Origin of the sequence: Methylobacterium sp. J-030, from assembly GCF_022829545.1 — a bacterium.
GTDB lineage: Bacteria > Pseudomonadota > Alphaproteobacteria > Rhizobiales > Beijerinckiaceae > Methylobacterium.
Window position 1 is genome coordinate 103,584 of sequence record NZ_JAKSYM010000080.1, and the last position, 20,540, is coordinate 124,123.

The following is a 20,540-nucleotide window of genomic DNA, read 5'->3' on the forward strand; positions in this document are numbered from 1 at the left end:
CGGTTCAGGGCGTCCCCCGGATCCGGTCCAGCAGCGCCGCGTCGACGTAGCCATCGGCCGGCAGACCGACCGAGCCCTGGAAGGCGCGCAAAGCCGCCCGGGTCTTCGGGCCGATCTTCCCATCGACGCCGCCGGTGGCGAAGCCGCGCGCGATAAGGCGGGTCTGCAGGTCGCGGCGCTCGTCGCCCGTGAGCACCCGATCGCCCCGAGGCCAGTCGCGAACCAGCCCCGGATCGCCGCGCAGGCGGTCCGACAGCAGCGCCACCGTCAGCGCGTAGGCGAGCGCCGTGTTGTAGCGCAGGATCACCGCGAAGTTCGGCCGGATCAGGAAGGCCGGACCCCGGATCCCGGCCGGCAGGATCAGGGTCGCCTCCGCGGCCTCATCCGGAAGGGTGTCCGGCCGGGCGGGCCGGACGCCGAGCGCCCGCCACGCGGCGAGGCTGCGGGGCGTGGTCTCATCCGCCAGCGCAGCGTCGAAGCCCTCGGGCAGGCGCGCCTCCGCGCCCCAGCCCTCGCCGGGCTTCCAGCCATGGGCGCGCAGGTAGTTGGCCGTCGAGGCCAGGGCGTCCGGCACCGAGGTCCAGATGTCGCGCCGTCCGTCGCCGTCGAAATCGACCGCGTCGCGGTGGTAGACGCTCGGCATGAACTGGGTATGGCCCATCGCCCCCGCCCAGGAGCCGGTGAGGCCGCCCGGCATCCGTTCGAGGGGCGCCTGGTTCCAGGCCAGGATCTGGAGCGCCGCCGCAAGCTCGGTGCGCCAGTACGGCGCGCGGGCGGGATCGCCGCAGGCGAGGGTCGCGAGCGAGCGCACCACCGGCTTCACGACGGCGGGGTTGTCGAGCACCGCGCCGAAGCTCGATTCCACGCCCCAGAACGCCGCCAGGATGTGGCGGTCGACGCCGTAGCGGGCCTCGATCGCCGCGAAGGTCTCGGCATGTTCGGCGAGCTTGGCCCGGCCCGCCTCGATCCGCGCCGGGGTGACGCTGGCCTCGATGTAGTCCCAGAGCGGCCTGACGAACTCGCCCTGGTTCGTGGCGGCGGCCAGAACGTCGGGATCGGGCGCGAGGTTGGCGAGTTGGGCATCGGCGAGGCCCTGCGGCACGGCCTGCGTGGCCGCGAAGGCGATCAGGTCGGCCCGGCAGGCCTCGAAGGGCAGCGGCGCGGGCGCATCCGGCGCCGCGAGGGCGAGGCTCGGCGCCAGCGCACAGGCGAGCACGGCTCTGCGGATTCCCGGACAGTGACGTGTCGGGCTGCTCATCGGTGATCTGGGTCTCGCGATCTGTCGGCGCCAGCATACGCGGCCGGTCGCAGCGGGTTCCAGGGGCGGACGCGGTCGCCCCGCGGCGGCGGCGTCGCGCCAACGTGATCACGCCATTCCGCCGGATGGAAGCATCCTTTCCGGCCGGGGGCCCAAAGGAGATCGATCGATGAAGCGGATAGCCCTCGCGATGATCGGCGCGGCACTGCTCGCCGCCGGGCCTGCCCGCGCCCTGGAGGTCACCCGCAGCCGCGACATGCCCGCCTCTGCCGAGGCGGTCTGGGCGCTGGTCGGCGATTTCTGCGCCATCCAGCTCTGGCACCCGCAGGTGGAGCGCTGCATCCTGTCGGCCGACGACGACGATGACGGCATCCGCGCGCAGATCCGCGGCCTCGTGGTGAAGGGCGGCCTCGGCACGATCGTCGAGGTCGAGACCGTCCGCGATGAGAAGAACCTGAGCTACAGCTACGGCTTCATCCAGGGTCCCCTGCCGGTACGCGGCTACAACGCGACGCTGGCGGTCCGGCCGAACGGCAGCGGTGCCACGGTGATCTGGAGCGCGACCTTCGAGGCCCAGGGGATGAGCGACGCCGAGGCGGTCGCCGATATCGCCGGCGTCTTTGAGACGGGGCTTGCCGGGATCGCCCGCGAGGCGTCCAGATAGCGGCCGGCCGAATCAGGCGGCCGCGCGAACAGCCCCCCGGCCGTCGGCGTTCCCCCCTCGCCCCGGCGCCCGCCGGCACCGATGTGAGCGGCGTCGCAACGACCGATCGCCCGGCTCGATAGCCGGAGGCAGCCTCAGGAGGCCGAGACCCGCATGCGCCGTCACCGCCACGCCAAGATCGTCGCCACCGTGGGCCCCGCCAGTTCGGCGCCCGACCGGTTGAAGGCCCTGTTCCTCGCCGGGGTCGATACGTTTCGGCTGAACTTCAGCCACGGGGTGCAGGAGGATCACGCCCGGGTCCACGCCGCGATCCGCGCCCTCGAGGACGAGGTCGGTCGGCCGATCGGCATCCTGCAGGACCTTCAGGGACCGAAGATCCGGATCGGCACGCTGCAGGGCGGCCGGCTCGACCTCGAGGCCGGCGAGCGGGTGCGCTTCGTCCTCGACGGCGCCGAGGGCGACAAGCAGACGATCCCGCTGCACCACCCGGAGATCTTCGACGCGGTGGTGCCCGGCCAGGAACTGCTGATCGACGACGGGCGGGTGCGCGTCCGGGTCACCGGGCCGGAGCGGACCGCGATCACCGCCGAGGTGGTCACCGGCGGGCCGATCTCCAACCGCAAGGGCGTCAACCTGCCGGGCACGCTGCTCGACCTGTCGCCGCTCACCGAGAAGGACCGGGCCGACCTCGCCTTCGGGCTCGGCCTCGGCGTCGACTGGGTGGCCCTCTCCTTCGTGCAGAAGCCCTCGGACGTGATCGAGGCCCGCGGCATCATCGGCGACCGGGCCGGGATCATGTCGAAGATCGAGAAGCCGCAGGCGCTGGAGCGGATCGACGACATCATCCGGCTCTCCGACGCCGTGATGGTGGCCCGGGGCGACCTCGGTGTCGAGATCCCGCACGAGGACGTGCCGGGCCGCCAAAAGGAGCTGATCCGCGCCTGCCGGCTCGCCGTGAAGCCCGTGGTGGTGGCGACCCAGATGCTCGACTCGATGGTCAACGCCCCCGCGCCGACCCGGGCCGAGGCCTCGGACGTGGCGACCGCCATCTACGACGGCGCCGACGCCGTGATGCTTTCGGCGGAATCGGCCACCGGCCGCTACCCGGTGGAGGCGGTCGCGATGATGGACCGGATCATCCGCAGCGTGGAGGGGCACAAGCTCTACCACTCGATCGTGGCGGCCTCGGAGCCCGGCGAGGAGGAGACGCCGCCCCACGCGGTCGCGACCGCGACCGCCGACCTCGCCGAGGCGATCCACGCCGCCGCGATCGTGGCCTACACGTCGAGCGGGACGACCGCGGCCCGGGTGGCCCGGAAGCGCCCCGCCGCCGCGATCCTGGCGCTCACCCCGAACCGCGCGACCTCGCGCCGGCTAAGTCTGCTCTGGGGGGCGCACAGCGTTCATACGGACGACGTCGATTCCTACGAGGAGATGACCGCCAAGGCCTGCCAGCACGCGCAGCAGGAGGGCTTCGCCAAGTCGAACGACATCATCGTGGTGACAGCCGGCATCCCGTTCCACACGGCGGGCAACACGAACAACATCCGGCTGATGCAGGTCTGACGGCGGGCGGCGCGGGTGGAACGCAGCCCGCGGCTCGCCCGTTGAATCGGAAGCTGCGCCATTTTGGCGCGACACTGGAGGGCCATCCCATGAATCTGATCGGACGCCTCGTCACCAAGCTCCTCGGCAACGAGAACCGCCCCGTCGACCGCGACGACCGGAACGCCAGCACGGCGACGCCGATCGGCCGCCTCGTCACGAAAATTCTGGGGAAGTGAGCTTGGGCCAGTAAGCGCGGGCGGCTCTACCCCGAGAGATCGACGATTTCGCCGATCCCGTTCGGGCGGGACGCGTGACGCCCCCTTGCCCCGCTTGCGGGGCAAGGGGATTCTCGGCGACGGCATACGCTCCTACTGCACCACCGCGCTCGCGGTCGCCTTCACGATCGGCGCGGCCGGGACCGTGTGCTGCCAGAAGTTCCCGGTCCGGCCCTTGGTCAGCCCCTCCTCGTAGAGGGTACGCATGTAGGCGGTGTCGAACCCCTTGGAGGCCGGCACCTTCGGGCCGCCCTCATCGATGTAGGTCAGGTTGAAGCCGATTCCGTTGCCGCGAGCCAACGCGTAGGTCGCCGTCAGCGTGGCCCGCGAGCGCGCGCGGCTCGCCGTCGTGAATGAGCGCTCCACGATCGAGAGCGTGTTGTCCTTCGTGACCTCGAAATCGGGCTCCAGGCGGCCGTTGATCACGACGTAGATCTCGGCCTTCCCGCCCGTGCGGATCCGGCCGTCGCGCAGCAGCAGGGTCTGCGGCAGGGTGAAGACCGGCGTCACCACCGAACCGTCGACGTGCATCTCCTGGAAGCGCGCATCGCCAGCGGACACATCGATGAATTGCGGCGGGAACACCGCCGGGATGCTGGCCGAGGCCGCCAGAACGTCGCGGAACAGCTCCCGGGCGTTGGGCACGCCGCTCGCCGCGATGGCGCCCATGTTCCAGATCACCGCCCGCTGGGAATCCAGGTTCGTGGTCACCACGAGCAGGCGCCGGCCCTTGGCGTGCTCCTCGGCCACCGCCCGGACCAGGTCGGGCGTGACGTAGCGATCGATCAGGTTGCGCAGCCGCCCGTCGCCGAACAGCCCCGAGCCGAACAGCACGTTGGCGAGGCTCGGCGAGGCCACCAGCTCGCTGGCGACGCCGCTCGTGTAGAATTCGGTCAGATAGGCATCGTAGCTGGAGCCCAGGAACGCGAAGGGCGCGATCAGCGCGCCGGTCGAGACGCCCGAGACCAGGGTGAATTCGGGCCGCTGCCCGGAGGCCGTCCAGCCGTTCAGAACGCCGGCCCCGTAGGCGCCGTCGCCCCCGCCGCCCGAGAGCGCCAGGTAGGTGAAACCCTTGCCCCGGCGCTGCGGGTTGGCGGCCAGCTCCGCGATGGTCTCCACCGAGGCATCGGCGAAGACGCGCGCGCCGGGGATGCCCGGAACCACCGCGAACGAAGCCTGCTCGGCCGTATAGGGCGTGCGCGGGAGGCTGCCGCAGGCCGCGACCTGACCCGCCAGCCCGAGCGCGACCAGCGCGCGCAAGCCTGTCCCACCGAAACCCATCTCGTCACCCTGATCCGTGAAGCCCGGCCACCTTGCCACACGAAACGAGCTTGGCTGTGACACGCGTTCCGACTTTGCCGACCGGCGGGCGCGATAACGCCCGGCTGTTGCGCGGGAGTCACGATCCCACGGGATCGCGGCGCGAGCGAGGCCAAGCTTGGCGACGCCGATGCCGTAGCTGGTTCGGCGCGCGGGTGCACCGCCGGCATCGCGATCGGGTCGCGCGGCAGCCATTTCGTCGCCCGTTGCACAAGGGGCGACCGCGCCATTGGCGGTGGACAGGGGCCGAGGGGGACGGCGGTGCACTCTTGCAACGCTCGGGAGCGCCGCGCTAGGGTTCCGTGCGACCTGACGGGACAGGGTGTCGCACCGCGGTGCGGCTGCCCTGCGTGGGCGCGGTCTGCTCGGCTGCCCGCCCCGCCGATGGGGGGTCGGCAAACCCGGGGGGGTGCGTGCCGGACCACGGCACGGCGCGGGCCGCAGGGGGCGGAGGGGATTATGGAAGCGGCTGTAGGCTGGACGGATGATCGCGTGGCGCTCCTGCGCCGGCTGTGGGAAGACGGGCAGAGCGCGAGCAAGATCGCGGCGCAACTCGGCGGCGTCACCCGCAACGCGGTGATCGGCAAGGTCCACCGCCTCGGCCTGGCAGGCCGCGCCCGGGGTGGGGAGGATTCCTCCGCCGCCGCGGTACCACCCTCGAAGGTCATCGAGATCGAGACGGCCATCGCGGTGGTGGAGACGCAGGCTCCCGAGCCGGTGGCGATCGTCTCGCATCGGCCGGCGCCGAACTACCTGGCTGCCGCGGCCCCCACCCCGGCCACGACGCCCCTTCCGGTATCGCAGCGCGTCACCATCATGGACCTTCGGGAATCCATGTGCCGCTGGCCGCTCGGCGATCCGACCACGCCGGAATTTCGGTTCTGCGGCGCCCGCTCGATCACCGGTCTGCCCTATTGCACCCATCACGCCGAGATCGCCTATCAGCCCGCAGCCGAGCGGAAGCGGGATCGCCGCGTCGCCTCGTTCCGCTGAGCGGGGACGCCCTTACGGCCAGAGCCGTGCCTGGGGGTTGGGTCGCATCGCCGATCCGAGGCCGCCCTGGCTGTTTCCTGTACCGCGGGCAGGCCAACGCTTCATCCGCTTTGCGCCTGGGCGCGTCGCGGGTGTTCATCGCAGGAACCGGTGACCGCGTTCGCGAACCCTGCTTAGATGAGCCCAGCCGCATGCAGAGCGCGGCCGGTCGCGGGATTCAAGCGGTCCACAGGGACAAGCCCGATCAGGTTCTTCGGATCGGTCGTGGCGGCATGGTCGCGGCCGAGCGCGCGGACGATCCGCTCCGCCGCATCGCCGTCGAAACCTGGGCGGGTCAGGACGAAGCTCCACGAGCCCACCGTCTCGATCGGGTCCGCCTGACCGGGAAAGCTGCGGGCCGGCACGGTCAGACGCTTCATCGCGGCGCCGGGCTGCGCCAGATGAACGATCCCCACCTCCGAGGGTCCGAAGAAGCGCGCCCCGCCCGGCGCTTGGGCCATGGCGAAAAAGCCCGGCCAGTCGAGACCGCCGCCCCAGAGCGCGTCGGCTTTGCCTTCGCGCACCAGCGTTGGCCCATCGCCCGCGCGATCGAGCAGGATCGGGCGGATGTCGCGTTCGGGATCGAGCCCCGAGGCGGCCAGCGCGCTGCGGGCCATGACGGTGAGCCCCGACTGGTGCGTGCCCAGCACGACCGTGCGCCCGCGCAGATCCGCCACCGACCGGATCGGGCTGGCTGACGGCACGACGAACAGGCCCGGCGTCGGATACATCGGAGCCAGCACGGTGACGCCGTCGGCCACCGCGAAGGCCGGGTAGGCGTATTCCCCCTGCACCAGGCCCAGATCGACGCTGCCGGCGTGCAGGAGGCGGAGATTCTCGACCGAGCCGGCACTGGCTCGGGGCTCGATGATCAGCGCCGAATCGGCTTTCCGGATCGTCTCCGCGAAGGCCTCCCCGAAGGCGGGAAAGCCGCCGCCCGGCGTCGCCGTCGCCAGGACGACGCGAACGGGCTCGTCGGATCGGGCCGATCGCGGCGCGAGGAGGCCCAGTGCCATCAGCAGCGCCGTCCGCCGAGTCGCCGACGTAAGTCCTGACTCCGATGCGCGAGTCGACATCAGCACCCCCATCAAGCAGACGCGCCGCACCGGCGCCGGTCAGGAGAATAAGTTTCTACCGGCACGGCGATAGTCAGAAGCGCCGTCCCGCGATACCGCAAAGACTGCACCGGACGCAGAAAGAACTTTCAATATGGACACTTAGCCCGATTGCTCCCCGGGCGGCGACGCGATATCGCAGCCCTCCGTCCGGGCCGAACCGGGTCTCCCGCCCGGGGGGCTTGGTCTCGTCCGACCGGACCCACATCTCAGCGATCTCAACACGAGCAGGAGCTCCGCGATGGCCGATTCCCTCAATGCGCCGGCGAAGGTCGGCCATGGCCGTGTCTACGGCTCGATCACCGAGACGATCGGCAACACCCCCCTGGTCCGCCTGAACCGCCTGCCGAAGGAGCACGGCGTCGAGGCCGAGATCCTGCTGAAGCTGGAGTTCTTCAACCCGATCGCCAGCGTCAAGGACCGCATCGGCGTCAACATGATCGACGCGCTGGAGGCCTCCGGCAAGCTCCAGCCGGGCGGCACGCTGGTCGAGCCGACCTCCGGCAACACCGGCATCGCGCTGGCCTTCACGGCGGCGGCACGGGGTTACCGCCTGATCCTGGTGATGCCCGAGACGATGTCGCTGGAGCGGCGCAAGATGCTGGCGTTCCTCGGCGCGGAACTGGCGCTCACCCCCGGCGCGCAGGGCATGAAGGGCGCGATCGCCAAGGCCGAGGAATTGTTGAAGGAGATTCCCGGCTCGGTGATGCCGCAGCAATTCTCGAACCCCGCCAACCCCGAGATCCACCGCAAGACCACCGCCGAGGAGATCTGGAGCGATACGGACGGCCGGCTCGACGCGTTCGTAGCGGGCGTCGGCACCGGCGGCACCGTGACGGGCGTCGGCGAGGTGCTGAAGCCGCGCCTGCCGAACCTGAAGGTGTTCGCCGTGGAGCCGGAGGATTCCCCGGTGATCTCGGGCGGCCAGCCGGGCCCGCACAAGATCCAGGGCATCGGCGCTGGCTTCATCCCCGACAACCTTCACACCGCGATCCTCGACGGCGTGCTCAAGGTCTCCAACCAGACGGCCTTCGAGACCGCCCGGGCGCTCGCCCGGCTGGAGGGGATCCCGGGGGGCATCTCGACCGGCGGCAACGTCGCCGCCGCGATCGAGCTCGCCAAGCGACCGGAATTCCGCGGCAAGCGCATCGTCACGATCGCCTGCTCGTTCGCCGAGCGCTACATCTCGTCGCCGCTGTTCGAGGGGATCGGCTGAGCGGCACCGCTCTTCGAACGCGTGCCCTCACGCCTCGCGCCGGATCGAGCGGCGCGGGGCACACCGTTGGATCCCCAAGGATGGCGGGCGCTGATTGCAAGCTTTCAATTGGTTAAGAACACGTTTTCGGGAATTCATCGGCGAACCTGGAAACTGCCATGACTGATTGAGATCGATCGACTTTAGTGAGTTCAACGCGAACCAGATTCGCGTTTGTTTCGGTGCCCCGCCAACACCAGCCTGGATCTTCCGTCACCCTTCCGCTACCGCCGATCGCGCGATCGATCGGGGATCCTGTCATGCGCTGTCTCATCGTGATCCTGTGTACTCTCTGGTCACAGGCGGCGCTGGCGCAGGGTTTTGCCGTCCACGATCTGACGCCGCTCGCCGAGGACGCCCTGCTGGCCCTCGGCAAGGACGCCACCGCTCAGGCTCAGCCGTTTCAGCTAATCCTCACCTGCCCGGCCTGCGACGGCGCCCCGGCGGTCGCGTTGCGGCTCGGGCGCCTCACGGATGGAACCGAGGGCCGGGTCCGGTCCGGCAAGACCACGATGGCGGCGCTGGAGACGATCTGCGTCAGGAAAAATCCGGATTGCCGGCTCACCACCCTGCCGGCCGGCCCGGCGGTCGCGTGGATCACGTCCTACGCGTTCGGGACGGGCGCGGGCGCGACGGCCATCGTCCTGCGCGACGGCGATCTGCTGACCATCGACGCACGGTCGATCGACCGCGGGGCCGCGGAGGATACGGCGCTGCGCGTCGCACAGAAGCTGCTGCCCCGGATCGTCGGACGCTGAAGGCGCGAGCGGCGGCAACCGCGCTCGATCGCCCCGCCGGCGCAACCCTCCTCGGCCGCCCCCGTTGTCCCGCGAAGACACGGAGAGGCGCACCATGACCGGCCCGACAGAACGACCGTCGCTGAAGGACTTCGACGCCAACGCGGACCGCAACGGCCAGGACCTCGGGCAGGACTCGCCGCTGGATGTCGGCTTGGCCGCCCGCACCCAGGCGGATCTCAAGCGGGATCCGGCGGGCGACGCCGAAGCCGCGCGGATCGCCTCCGGCACCCCCGGCTCCGACGCCACGGACGCCACCGAGGCCGAGACGCCGCGGGAGAACTTGGACAAGCTGAAGGGGACGTCCGGCGGGGGGGCGGACCTGAGCGAGGCGATCGACCGCGCCACGGCGGCCGTCGGCCAGGATGACGGGAAGCGCTGATGGCCCGGCCGACCAGCGAATCCGGGACCGTCACGCGCAAGCCCGACGATTCCGTCGGGTCCGGCGGCGCGCCGCCCGCGGGGGGTGGCCGCCAGACGGCCGATCAGGCCGCCATCACCGACATGGGCGGTGGCGGAGCGGCCCAGCCGGAGCCCCGGGAGGGGTGGGGCCGCAGCGGCGAGCCGGGGCGGTCGCCGCCGGCCGTCGGCGGGTCATCGGGCGGCCACTCCGATCAGAAGGTGTCCCGGGGTCCCGCCGCCGACGCGACAGTGGCGGACGGGCACTCCCGGGCGGAACGGGAGAACCGGGAATGAACGAGCGCGACACGGCGGGCACCGAGCCCGAGAAGCCGAAGAACATCGCGCCCGACGCGGTCAAGGATCCGAACGAGAAGACCGAGGGTCATCCGGGAGCCGGCCCGGCGGGTGGCGGCAAGCAGAACGACGAGACCGATCCCGGCGGCAGCTGACGCTTTCATGCCGCCGGGCGGCCATTTGGTACGGCTTCCGCCTGCACGCCTCGGTCGACGCGTCCCTTGCCGTCGTCGCGAGCGGCGCGAAGTGACTCAAGGCAGCCCGGCTTCCGTGAGCGGGGTGCCGCTCGATGGCGCCGCTCCACTCGCACAGACGGCCGTGCCGAAATCATCCGCCTGAAGCGGTATCAGGCGAGCCGGAGCGGGATCGGGTCCGCGGCGAGCTTCACGTCGTCGGGCCGGCATCCGGTCTCGATGCAGGCGTAGCGGATCGCGTCCCGGCGCGACCGAAAGATGCCCCCGGCCCGCCCGCCGGTCTCGACCGCCACCCAATGGCCCTCGCCATCCTGGCCGACGAGGTAGGAGAGCGGCGTCCCGGCGGCGGGCAGGGGCGACGGGGACGGATTCAACGCGACAGGCATGGTCGTCTGGGGGTTCACGCGGACCTCTCGGGTGCCGCCATGCCAAGCTAGGAGGCCCGGCATAAGGGTTCGATGGACCCGAGTGCGATCCGGAATAAGGGCTGCATCAGCAACCGGACGTGAGCGCCCGGTTGCCGGCCGTTCACGTCCGAGGCCGGCCGTGAACGTCCGGTGCCGGCCGTTCACGTCCGGGGCCGGCCGTTCAGCTCAGGCCGCGTTCTCCTTCGAGCGCTCGGCGCGCTTTCGGTCGTTCGGGTCGAGGATCGCCTTGCGCAGGCGGATCGACTTCGGCGTGACCTCGACCAGCTCGTCGTCCTGGATCCAGGCGAGCGAGCGCTCCAGGGTCATGCGGATCGGCGGCGTCAGGCGCACGGCCTCGTCCTTCGAGGTTGTGCGGATGTTGGTGAGCTTCTTGCCCTTGAGCACGTTCACCTCGAGATCGTTCTCGCGGTTGTGCTCGCCGACGATCATGCCCTGATACACCTTCCAGCCGGGCTCGATCATCATCGGGCCGCGGTCCTCCAGGTTCCACATGGCGTAGGCCACGGCCTCGCCCTGGTCGTTGGAGATCAGCACGCCGTTGCGCCGGCCCGGCATCTCGCCCTTGTAGGGCTCGTAGGCCTTGAACAGCCGGTTCATGATCGCGGTGCCGCGGGTGTCGGTGAGCAGCTCGCCCTGGTAGCCGATCAGGCCGCGGGTCGGGGCGTGGAACACGAGGCGCAGGCGGTTGCCGCCGGACGGCCGCATCTCCAGCATCTCGGCCTTCCGCTCGGACATCTTCTGCACGACGACGCCGGAATGCTCCTCGTCGACGTCGATCACCACCTCTTCGATCGGCTCGAGCAGGCTGCCGGCCTCGTCCTTCTCGTACACGACGCGGGGCCGCGACACGGCGATCTCGAACCCCTCGCGGCGCATGGTCTCGATCAGGATCGAGAGCTGCAATTCGCCGCGGCCCGAGACGTAGAACGAGTCCTTATCGGCCGCCTCCTCGATCTTGAGCGTGACGTTGCCCTCGCCCTCCTTGAACAGGCGGTCGCGGATCATGCGGCTCGTGACCTTGTCGCCCTCGGTGCCGGCGAGCGGGCTGTCGTTGACGATGAACGACATCGTCACGGTCGGCGGATCGATCGGCTGGGCCTGAATCGGGGTCTCGATCTGCGGGTCGCAGAACGTGTCGGCCACGGTGCCCTTGATCAGGCCGGCGATGGAGACGATGTCGCCCGCCTCGCCGATGTCGATCGGAGCGCGCTCCAGGCCGCGGAAGGCGAGGATCTTCGACACCCGGCCGGTCTCGACGACCTTGCCGTCGCGCGACAGCACCTTGATCTGCTGGTTCGGTTTGACGGTGCCGGAGGCGATGCGGCCCGTGATGATGCGGCCGAGGAACGGGTTGGCCTCCAGCAGGGTGCCGAGCATCCGGAACGGCCCCTCGTCGGTCCGGGCCGGCGGCACGTGCTTGAGCACGAGGTCGAACAGCGGCTCCAGACCGACGGACGGGTCCGCCTCCGGGGTTTCGGCCATCCAGCCGTTGCGGCCCGAACCGTAGAGGATCGGGAAATCGAGCTGCTCGTCGGTGGCGTCGAGCGCTGCGAACAGGTCGAACACCTCGTTCACGACCTCGTTGATCCGCGCGTCCGGACGGTCGACCTTGTTGATCGCCACGATCGGGCGCAGGCCGATCTTGAGCGCCTTTCCGACCACGAACTTGGTCTGCGGCATCGGGCCTTCGGCCGCGTCGACCAGCACGATCACGCCGTCGACCATCGACAGGATGCGCTCGACCTCGCCGCCGAAATCGGCGTGGCCGGGGGTGTCGACGATGTTGACGCGGGTGTCCTTCCAGACGACCGAGGTCGCCTTGGCGAGGATCGTGATGCCCCGCTCCTTCTCGAGGTCGTTCGAGTCCATCGCCCGCTCCTCGACCCGCTGGTTCTCGCGGAAGGTGCCGGATTGGGCCAGCAGCTTGTCGACCAAGGTCGTCTTGCCGTGGTCGACGTGGGCGATGATGGCGATGTTGCGCAGATTCATGGCGGCCCGAAACGGGTTGTGCCGGCTCCCTGGCGGCCGCGCGGCGCGGCCGTCCGCGCCGGTTCAGGTACGGAGTCGTGGTGGTTGCGTCGCAATATAAGGCCGCGCGCTCCGGGGCAAGGCCGCCGATGGATCGGCGTCGAAACCGGACGGGATTTCGCGGACTTCGAAGCCGATCCGCATCACCGAATCCCTGCTTGGCGGGTTGCGCAGATCAGCCCTGCAGCCGGTCCAAGCGAGCCACCCATACCCTATATGACGGTCTCATGACGCCGCGCGGCGCTTTACGGGTCCGCGTCGCGCGGTCTCTCGGGCGTATTGGATGAATTCTGACCCTTCGGCTACGGTGTCGATTCTGGGCCTACGCATGGGCGCGGCGAATCGGCATGACTTCCGCTGTGACGGCTCTCCCTCGGAACGAACCGATGCGACCGCTTGAGCCGCGGCTGTTCCCGTATATCTGGCGCTACTCGAAGGGCGATCAGTTCCGGATCTGCGCCGTCGTCCTAGCCTCGCTGCCGTTCTACTTCGCCTCGCTCGACCTGCCCAAGCGCATCGTCAACGACGCGATCACCGGCAAGGCCTTCGCGCACGGCGAAGCAACTGTCCCGTTCCTCAACATCACCGTGACGTGGCCCCGGCTGCTCGGCGGCGGGACCACGCGGCTGTTCGAGGGGTTCCAGTTCGACCGCTTCGAGCTGCTGCTCGGCCTCTCGACGCTGTTCCTCGGCCTCGTACTGATCAACGGCGCCTTCAAGTACTGGATCAACCTGCAGAAGGGCATCCTCGGGGAGCGGATGCTGCGACGCCTGCGGTTCCAGCTCTTCTCCCTGATGCTGCGCTTCTCGCCGGAGACGCAGCGGGAGGTGAAATCCTCCGAGACCGCCACGATCATCCGCGACGAGGTCGAGCCGATCGGCTCCTTCATCGGTGACGCGATCGTGGTGCCGGTGTTCCTGGGCACCCAGGCCGCGACGGCGCTCGCCTTCATCCTGATGCAGAACCTGTGGCTCGGCCTCGCGGCCGGCGGCATGGTGGGCGTGCAGATGATCGTGATCCCTCGGCTGCGGCGGGAGATCATCCGCCTGAGCCGGCGCCGCCAGATCGCCTCGCGCAACCTCGCGGGCCGCATCGCCGAGGTGCTCGACGGGCTGCCGGCGGTGCGCATCAACGACACCGGCCGGTGGGAGCGGGCCGAGATCGGCGGCCGGCTCTTCAGCCTCTACGACCTGCGCCTGCGGATCTACCGGCGCAAGTTCGCGGTCAAATACCTCAACAACCTGCTGGCGCAGGTGACGCCATTCCTGTTCTACGCGATCGGCGGCTATTTCGCCCTGAAGGGCGAACTCGATATCGGCCAGCTCGTGGCCGTGCTCGCGGCCTATCGCGATCTGCCGCCGCCCCTCAAGGAGCTGATCGACTGGGACCAACAGCGCCTCGACGTCGAGGTGAAGTACGAGACCGTGGCGGCGCATTTCGGGCCGCAGCGCCTGCAGCCGGGCGAGCCGGAGATCTCGGAGACGCCGCCGCCGCTCGGCAGCCCGCTGCGGATCGAGGGGCTCAGCCTGCACGATCCGCAGGGCGGTGCGCCGATCGAGGTCGGCGACGCCGAGGTTCGGCTGCCGGCGCGGCTCGCGCTCGTCCCGCCCGGCCCGGCCGCCCAGGAATTCGCCCGCGTGCTCGCCGGGCTGCAGACGGCGCCGGGCGGCACGATCCGGATCGGCGAGCACGACCTGTCGATCCTGCCGCGGCCGGTTCACGCCCATCGGATCGCCTTCGCGGGGGTGGAGCCGGTCCTGTTCCCCGGGACCCTGCGCGACAACGTGCTCTACGGCCTGCGCATCCAGCCGCTGCGGACCGGCAGCCTCGATCTCAGCAAGATGCGGATCAACGAAGCGGTGAAGACCGGCAACCCCTGCGACAGCGTCGAGGACCCCTGGATCGACTACCGGCGCCTCGGGATCACCAACGCGACGGAACTCGACCAGCGTCTCCTCGATCTGCTCGGCCGGCTCGACCTCGGCGACGATCTCTATCGGTTCGGCCTCGGCGCCCTCAGCTCGATCACCCACGAAATGCCGGCCGGCCAGCGCATGATCGCGGCCCGGGAGCGCCTGCGCACGCATTTCGTCGAGAAGGGCCTCGCCGACCTCGTGATCCCCTTCGCCCGCGGCCGCTACAACGATCAGGCGACTGTCGGGGAGAACCTGCTGTTCGGAGTCCCGCGCGACCCGACGCTGACGGATCCCCATCGCCTGGCCGCAGCGCCCCTGTTCCGCGACGCGCTGGAAGAGGCGCACCTGCTCGACGACCTCGACCGCATGGGCGTGGCCATCGCCAGCAACCTCAAGGACATCTTCGCCGACGTGCCGCCCGGCCATCCGCTGTTCCGGCGCTTCTCGCTGATCACCCCGGATGCCCTGCCGGACTACCTCCGCCGGCTCGCGCGCCTGCCCGAGGACGGGCGCCTCAACGAGGCGGACAGCGTGGCCTTCCTGGCCCTCACCCTGGCGTATGTCGAGCCGCGGATGCGCTTCGGCCTGCTCGACCAGGCGATGACCCAGCGCATCGTCGGGGCGCGGACCATCGTCCAGCGCCACATGCACGGCGACCACGGCTGCGACGTCGAGTCCTACGATCCGAACCGGATCAACCCGCGCAGCACCGTGCTCGACAACCTGCTGTTCGGCCGCATCGACACGGCGCGGATGCACGGGGAGACCATCATCCAGCGGGAAGCGCGGGCGGTGTTTCGGGCGTTCGACCTGGAACGCCCGATCCAGCTCCGCGGGCTCGACAAGGACGTGGGCAACCGCGGCCAGCTCCTGACCGAGCGGGTGCGGGTGCGGATCGGCCTCGCCCGGGCGATCCTGCGCCAGCCGGAGGTCCTGGTGGTCGACAGGGTCGACGAGTTCCTGGAGCGCGGGGTCGACACGCTCCTGGATGTCACGGAGGCCACCCTGCCCCGGGCGAGCCTGGTGGCGAGCCCGTCGGCCAAGGCCGATCCTGCCAAGTTCCCCGCGCGGCTGCCGCTGCGCAAGCCGGAGACGCAATTGCGCGCCGCCGAATGACGACGGCGTGACCGCCCCGTGCGACGCGTAGGCTTGCGGTTTACAGCTCGGCCCGTCTCCGGCACAGGATGACGCCCATGCCCGTTCTGACGATGCCCGTTCTCCCGGACGCGACCGTGACACAGACCGGCACCGCCCAGAGCCTCGCCGGACTGCCGCGCGTGGTCCCCCCGCACCGCGTGCCGCCGGATCGCGAGCTGCCGATCTGGGCCTATCTGCGCTCGATCCGCGACAACAGCCTCCGGGGCTTCCCCCGGCGCGCCTTCGAGGAGCCGGTGACCCGGCGGAGCCTGCTCGGCCGGTCGAGCTTCGTCCTGAACGACCCGGAGGCGATCCGCCGGGTCCTCGTGGAGAATCAGGCGAATTACGCTCGCACCACCGGCACCACGCGCATCCTGCGCCCGATCCTCGGCGATGGGCTCCTGATCAGCGAGGGCTCGGCTTGGCGCCACCAGCGCCGGACCCTGGCCCCCGCGTTCACGCCACGGGCGATCGACGGCCTCGTGCCCCACATCGCGGCCGCGATCGCGGACGGGCTGGACCACATCGCCGGGGAGGCCGATTCCGGCCCGGTCGACCTGTTCACGGCCTACTACCGGCTCGCCCTGGAGGTGGCCGGGCGCGCCATGTTCTCGGTGGGCATGGACGAGCACGGGGCGGAGCTGCGCCGGTTCATCGCCGCCTACGGCGAGCGGATGGGCCGGCCGCACCTCCTCGACATCGTGACGCCGCCGGGCTGGCCGGTGCCGCTCGACTGGTCGCGGGCGCGCTTCCGCCGCCGCTGGATCCCGTTCCTCGACCGGATCATCGCGGCCCGCCAGGCTTCGAACCAGGATCATGACGGCTCGGGCGACCTGCTGGACCTGCTCGCGGCGGCGCGCAATCCCGACACGGGTGCCGCCTTCACGCCGGCCGAGCTGCGCGATCAGGTCGCCACCATGATCCTGGCCGGCCACGAGACCACGGCCGGCACGCTGTTCTGGGCCTCCTACCTGTTGGCCCTCGCCCCGGAGCTGCAGGAGCGCGTCGCCGCGGAGGCGCGCGGCGCGGACCTCGCCGACCCCACCGGCTGCCAGGGCGACGGGCGCCTCCCCCTCACCCGCGCGGTGATCGACGAGACCCTGCGGCTCTACCCGGCGGCCTTCGTGGTGGTCCGCCGGGCGCTCGGGTCCGACACCGTGGCGGGCCATGCGGTGAAGGCGCGCGACATCGTGATGGTGAGCCCCTGGGTGCTCCACCGGCACCGGGCGCTCTGGTCCGACCCGGAGGCCTTCAATCCGGGCCGCTTCCTGCCGGGGGCGCCGCCGCCGCGGCGCTTCGCCTATCTACCCTTCGGCGCCGGCCCGCGGGTCTGCATCGGCGCGCAGTTCGCGCTGAGCGAGGCGGTGCTCGCGCTCGCGCAGGTGCTGGTCCGGTTCCGGATCGTGCTGGGCGAGGACGAGCCGATCCTGCCTCAGGCGGTGGTCACGACCCAGCCGGAGCGGCCTGCCCGGTTCCGGCTGATCCCGCGCGATCCGGTCAGCCCGCGATCCCCGTGATCGTCGCCGAGGCCGAGCGCGGGTCGCGCATCGGCCAGCGCCCGGTCTCGACCTGAGCGAGGAACGCGTCGAGCAGCGCGTTGTAGGCTTCGGGCTCCTCCACCGAGAGGGCGTGGCCGGTATTGGGCAGGACAGCGAGGCCCGCGGACGGGATCACCCGCTTCAGCATCAAGCTCGGGGCGAGGCAGGGCCAGTCCTCGTCACCGGCGACGATCAGGGTCGGCACGGTGATCCGCCCCAGCGCGTCCGTGAGGTCGTACAGGGAGGGGCGTTCCCTCTGGACGCCGCGTTGCGTGTTGGCCGAGCCGACAGCGGAATGCTCGGCCAGCATCCGCTTGAATTCGGCGTGCCCCCGCGGATCCTTGTTGGCGAATTGCACGCGGGTCGGCCCGTAGGCGTAGCGCTCCGCGAAGGCCGCCATGCCCTCCCGGCGCAGCAAATCGGCGGTCGCCGTGGCTTCGGCCCGGAACGTCGCCTGCCGGTCGGGCTCGGCGCCGTAGCCACATCCGCCGAGGCATAGCGACAGGCCGCGGCCGGGGTGGCGCAGGCCGAAATGCAGGGTCGCGAAGGCGCCCATCGAGATCCCGGCGACGTGGGCGCGCGGCGCGCCGATCTGATCGAGGATCGCCAGGATGTCGTCGGCGGCGCGCGCCTGGGAATAGGCCGAAACGGATTCGGGCACGTCGGAGGGCGGATAGCCCCGGGCGTTGAAGGCGATCGCATGGTAGCGGCGGCCGAAATGGCGCAGCTGCGCCTCGTAGCTGCGGTGATCCCCGGCAAATTCGTGCACGAAGATCAGCGGCGTTCCGGATCCGCTCTCCTCGTAGTGAAGGAGCACGCCGTCATCGGTGGTGGCGCTCGGCATGGCCGCTCCGTGAACGCTCTCTCCCGCGCGGGCAGAGGTAGGGCAGCGCCACGTGCGGTCGAGGGTTACATCCGGAGCCGATACGACGACGCCGCACCCGGCGGACCGGGCGCGGCGATCGCAATGGCGTGCCGGCGGGAGCGAGCCCGCTCCGGCTCAAGCGGCTTTCTTGGAGGAGCCGGACCGGCCGCCCTTGTTGGCCGCGACCTCGGCAAGCTTGGCCGCGAGCTTCGCGTCGAGCTTGGCGGCGGCACCGAGCGGAAGCTCGATGTCGAGGCCGAGCGTCGAGACCGCCTCGCCGCGCTCCAGGGTGACCTTCACCTTGTCGGGTTCCACCGCGACATGGTTGGCGATCACCGCCAGGATCTCCTCCCGGAGCTGGAGCACGAGGTCGGGGCGACCCGACTCGGCGCGCTCATGGGCGAGGATCAGCTGCAGGCGGTCGCGGGCGACCGTGCCCGAATTGCGCTTCTGGAAGATGCCCAGGATGCTCATGCCGCCCTCCGCATGAACAGCTTGTCGAGGAACGACTTGCGCTCGACCGGCAGGCTCATCGGCACCTCCTCGCCCTTCAGCCGGCGGGCCGCGTCGGCATAGGCCCGCGCCGGGGCGCAGAGGGGGTTGTTGAGGGTGACGGGGCAGCCGAGGTTCGAGGCGCGCAGCACCTCCTGGCTCTCCGGGATGATGGCGAGCAGCGGGATCGACAGGATGTCGAGCACGTCCTCGGTCTTGAGCATGTCGCCGCGGTCGGCCCGGGACGGGTCGTAGCGGGTGAGGATCAGGTGCTTCTCCATCTCCTCGCCCTTCTCGGCCTTGGCGGTCTTCGAGTCGAGGAGGCCGATGATCCGGTCGGAGTCGCGCACCGAGGAGACCTCGGGGTTGGTCACGACCACCGCGATGTCGGCGTGGTGCATGGCGAGTTGGGCGCCGCGCTCGATGCCTGCGGGAGAGTCGCAGATCACCCAGTCGAATTTCTCGCGGAGCTCCTCCATGACCCGGGCGACGCCGGCATCGGTCAGCGCATCCTTGTCGCGGGTCTGCGAGGCCGGCAGCAGGTGCAGGGTGTCGACCCGCTTGTCCTTGATCAGCGCCTGCGGCAGCTTGGCGTCGCCGTTGACCACGTTGATCAGGTCGTAGACCACCCGGCGCTCGGCGCCCATGATCAGGTCGAGGTTGCGCAGGCCGACGTCGAAATCGACGACGCACACGCTCTGCCCGCCCTGTGCCAGGGCCGCTCCCAGGGCCGCGGTCGTCGTCGTCTTGCCGACGCCGCCCTTGCCCGATGTGACGACGAGAACCTTTGCCACGCGTCGATCTCCCTCAATCCAGAGCTTGCTAGTCCAAGCTTGCCATTCGGATGTTGCCGCCATCGAGCCAGACCTGGGCGGCCTTGCCGCGCAGGGCCGTGCCCATGTCCTCCGCCGTCCGCACGAGGCGGTCGATCCCCAGCAACTCGGGTTCGAATTTGCGGCAGTAGATTCGTGCGCGCGGGTTACGCGCGGCCCCGGCGATCGCGCGACCGCGCAGGGCGCCGTAGACGTGGATCGAGCCCCCGGCCAGGATCTCGGCCCCCGAGGAGACCGAGCCCATCACGGTCACGTCCCCGGTCGGGTTGATCACGCTCTGGCCGGAGCGGACCGAGCCCTCGACGGTGATCGAGGTGACCAGAGGCGGCGCCGGCTCGGCCGGGCTCGGGATCTCGACCGTCTCGGACGGCTGACCCTTGACGAGGAGCGGCGGCAGCCCCGCACCGACCGTGTCGGCGCCCTCGATACCGAGCACCGCGATGCCGCGGGCCTTGAGCTCGCGCATGAGAGTTTCGAGGGCGTCCGGCTCGGGCTTGAGCTGGGCGCAGTCGAGGATGACCGCGCGGCCCTGGAGCAGGGTCGGCGAGCGCTTGAGCGCCGCGTCGAGACCCGCGAGCCACTCGGGGAGCGGCGGCTCGGGGGAGAGGGCCAGGGCCTTGAAGGCCCGCCCGCGCAGGCTGAGCGGCCGGGGCGCAGGGGGAGACGCCGCTGGGGCGGTCTCCGGATCGATCGGCTCGGGGAGGGTCTCGCTCATGTCCGCCCGTTAAGAGTCCTTACCGGACCATTGACGGCGGGTATGGTTACCGAAGGGTTAAGTTTCGGATCCGGTCGGCAAATTCTGCCGGGATCCTGGTATCGGGGTGGCGGAGGACGCTCGCGAGCGGTCTATCGGCGGCCTGCGAGCTATCCGTACGCCCGCACCGACAGGTCCTCTCGGGACTGCCGAAAGCTTAACGCTTAAAGAGGGTTGACCTAAAGTGTTGGGGTCGCTCCATGGTACGCGACAAGGCCCGGGTGGGACGGTGTTCCGGTGAGTCCCACCCAGCTCCCTCATCCTTGTAAGTCCTCTGTTGTCCGATCTGGTAAGGTTGGATCTGCGGCGACGGGCAGGACCCCGGCTCATCCTGGGGCTTTGAAGCCCGCACCTCAGCTTGGGTGCCTGCCCGTCCATTCCACGACCCCGGACAG

The 20,540-nt window shown here is 70.4% G+C and carries 20 protein-coding genes; 11 read left to right on the plus strand and 9 right to left on the minus strand.

From position 1 onward, the window contains the following. Window positions 1-4: 4 nt before the first annotated feature. Window positions 5-1,258 carry a lytic murein transglycosylase gene (locus tag MKK75_RS04620; protein ID WP_279593578.1) on the minus strand — a complete coding sequence of 418 codons (1,254 nt, stop codon included), beginning with the start codon at window positions 1,256-1,258 and terminating at the stop codon, window positions 5-7. 169 nt (window positions 1,259-1,427) lie between these two features. Here MKK75_RS04620 and MKK75_RS04625 point away from each other — a divergent pair, with 169 nt between their 5' ends. From MKK75_RS04625 to MKK75_RS04635, 3 genes are all read left to right on the plus strand, one after another. Then, window positions 1,428-1,922: an SRPBCC family protein gene (locus MKK75_RS04625; RefSeq protein WP_244041448.1), complete on the plus strand. Its 495-nt coding sequence runs from the start codon at window positions 1,428-1,430 to the stop codon at window positions 1,920-1,922. A gap of 153 nt (window positions 1,923-2,075) precedes the next feature. Further along, window positions 2,076-3,488, plus strand: coding sequence for a pyruvate kinase (gene pyk, locus MKK75_RS04630; protein ID WP_244041449.1), 1,413 nt, complete (start codon window positions 2,076-2,078; stop codon window positions 3,486-3,488). An 89-nt stretch (window positions 3,489-3,577) separates the two neighbouring features. Then, window positions 3,578-3,706 carry a TFIIS helical bundle-like domain containing protein gene (locus MKK75_RS04635; protein WP_091714885.1) on the plus strand — a complete coding sequence of 43 codons (129 nt, stop codon included), beginning with the start codon at window positions 3,578-3,580 and terminating at the stop codon, window positions 3,704-3,706. Window positions 3,707-3,838: 132 nt separating this feature from the next. Here the strand turns inward: MKK75_RS04635 and MKK75_RS04640 are convergent, their stop codons facing one another. Then, window positions 3,839-5,026, minus strand: coding sequence for a patatin-like phospholipase family protein (locus MKK75_RS04640; protein WP_244041450.1), 1,188 nt, complete (start codon window positions 5,024-5,026; stop codon window positions 3,839-3,841). A gap of 498 nt (window positions 5,027-5,524) precedes the next feature. Here MKK75_RS04640 and MKK75_RS04645 point away from each other — a divergent pair, with 498 nt between their 5' ends. Further along, on the plus strand, window positions 5,525-6,058 hold the full coding sequence (locus MKK75_RS04645; protein WP_244041451.1) for a GcrA family cell cycle regulator: 534 nt from the start codon (window positions 5,525-5,527) through the stop codon (window positions 6,056-6,058). A gap of 173 nt (window positions 6,059-6,231) precedes the next feature. Here the strand turns inward: MKK75_RS04645 and MKK75_RS04650 are convergent, their stop codons facing one another. Then, window positions 6,232-7,113 carry a TAXI family TRAP transporter solute-binding subunit gene (locus MKK75_RS04650; protein WP_244041452.1) on the minus strand — a complete coding sequence of 294 codons (882 nt, stop codon included), beginning with the start codon at window positions 7,111-7,113 and terminating at the stop codon, window positions 6,232-6,234. Between the two features lie 340 nt (window positions 7,114-7,453). On the opposite strand from MKK75_RS04650, the gene cysK reads away from it, so the two are divergent. From cysK to MKK75_RS04675, 5 genes are all read left to right on the plus strand, one after another. Further along, on the plus strand, window positions 7,454-8,428 hold the full coding sequence (gene cysK, locus MKK75_RS04655) for a cysteine synthase A (protein ID WP_244041453.1): 975 nt from the start codon (window positions 7,454-7,456) through the stop codon (window positions 8,426-8,428). Between the two features lie 299 nt (window positions 8,429-8,727). Next, window positions 8,728-9,225 carry a hypothetical protein gene (locus tag MKK75_RS04660; protein ID WP_244041454.1) on the plus strand — a complete coding sequence of 166 codons (498 nt, stop codon included), beginning with the start codon at window positions 8,728-8,730 and terminating at the stop codon, window positions 9,223-9,225. Window positions 9,226-9,319: 94 nt separating this feature from the next. Beyond that, complete coding sequence (locus MKK75_RS04665) at window positions 9,320-9,646, plus strand: DUF3292 domain-containing protein (protein ID WP_244041455.1); 327 nt, start codon at window positions 9,320-9,322, stop codon at window positions 9,644-9,646. Continuing rightward, on the plus strand, window positions 9,646-9,960 hold the full coding sequence (locus tag MKK75_RS04670; protein WP_244041456.1) for a hypothetical protein: 315 nt from the start codon (window positions 9,646-9,648) through the stop codon (window positions 9,958-9,960). The genes MKK75_RS04665 and MKK75_RS04670 overlap by 1 nt, the downstream gene beginning before the upstream one ends. Then, the gene (locus MKK75_RS04675; protein ID WP_244041457.1) at window positions 9,957-10,115 is read left to right on the plus strand and encodes a hypothetical protein; all 159 of its coding nucleotides are present in this window, start codon (window positions 9,957-9,959) and stop codon (window positions 10,113-10,115) included. Before MKK75_RS04670 ends, MKK75_RS04675 begins: the two co-directional genes overlap by 4 nt. A 191-nt stretch (window positions 10,116-10,306) precedes the next feature. Here the strand turns inward: MKK75_RS04675 and MKK75_RS04680 are convergent, their stop codons facing one another. Together MKK75_RS04680 and typA are read right to left on the minus strand one after the other, a co-directional pair. Continuing rightward, the gene (locus MKK75_RS04680) at window positions 10,307-10,558 is read right to left on the minus strand and encodes an RAG2 PHD domain containing protein (protein WP_409567524.1); all 252 of its coding nucleotides are present in this window, start codon (window positions 10,556-10,558) and stop codon (window positions 10,307-10,309) included. 189 nt (window positions 10,559-10,747) lie between these two features. Further along, window positions 10,748-12,571, minus strand: coding sequence for a translational GTPase TypA (typA, locus tag MKK75_RS04685; RefSeq protein WP_244041458.1), 1,824 nt, complete (start codon window positions 12,569-12,571; stop codon window positions 10,748-10,750). Window positions 12,572-12,996: 425 nt separating this feature from the next. Between typA and MKK75_RS04690 the strand changes: the two genes are divergently transcribed. Together MKK75_RS04690 and MKK75_RS04695 are read left to right on the plus strand one after the other, a co-directional pair. Further along, window positions 12,997-15,642, plus strand: a complete 2,646-nt coding sequence (locus MKK75_RS04690) for an ABC transporter ATP-binding protein (RefSeq protein ID WP_244041459.1) — start codon at window positions 12,997-12,999, stop codon at window positions 15,640-15,642. A 92-nt stretch (window positions 15,643-15,734) separates the two neighbouring features. Next, complete coding sequence (locus MKK75_RS04695) at window positions 15,735-17,180, plus strand: cytochrome P450 (protein WP_244041472.1); 1,446 nt, start codon at window positions 15,735-15,737, stop codon at window positions 17,178-17,180. Here MKK75_RS04695 and MKK75_RS04700 read toward each other — a convergent pair. The 4 genes from MKK75_RS04700 to minC all read right to left on the minus strand — a co-directional run bounded on the left by MKK75_RS04700 (window position 17,161) and on the right by minC (window position 20,106). Next, window positions 17,161-18,045, minus strand: coding sequence for an alpha/beta fold hydrolase (locus MKK75_RS04700; RefSeq protein ID WP_244041460.1), 885 nt, complete (start codon window positions 18,043-18,045; stop codon window positions 17,161-17,163). The two genes, MKK75_RS04695 and MKK75_RS04700, sit on opposite strands and share 20 nt — an antisense overlap. Window positions 18,046-18,201: 156 nt before the next feature. Next, on the minus strand, window positions 18,202-18,540 hold the full coding sequence (gene minE / locus MKK75_RS04705; protein ID WP_244041461.1) for a cell division topological specificity factor MinE: 339 nt from the start codon (window positions 18,538-18,540) through the stop codon (window positions 18,202-18,204). Next, window positions 18,537-19,352 carry a septum site-determining protein MinD gene (minD, locus tag MKK75_RS04710; protein ID WP_244041462.1) on the minus strand — a complete coding sequence of 272 codons (816 nt, stop codon included), beginning with the start codon at window positions 19,350-19,352 and terminating at the stop codon, window positions 18,537-18,539. Before minD ends, minE begins: the two co-directional genes overlap by 4 nt. 28 nt (window positions 19,353-19,380) lie before the next feature. Continuing rightward, window positions 19,381-20,106 (minus strand): septum site-determining protein MinC, encoded by a 726-nt coding sequence (gene minC / locus MKK75_RS04715; RefSeq protein ID WP_244041463.1) that lies wholly within the window; start codon window positions 20,104-20,106, stop codon window positions 19,381-19,383. Window positions 20,107-20,540 lie beyond the last annotated feature (434 nt).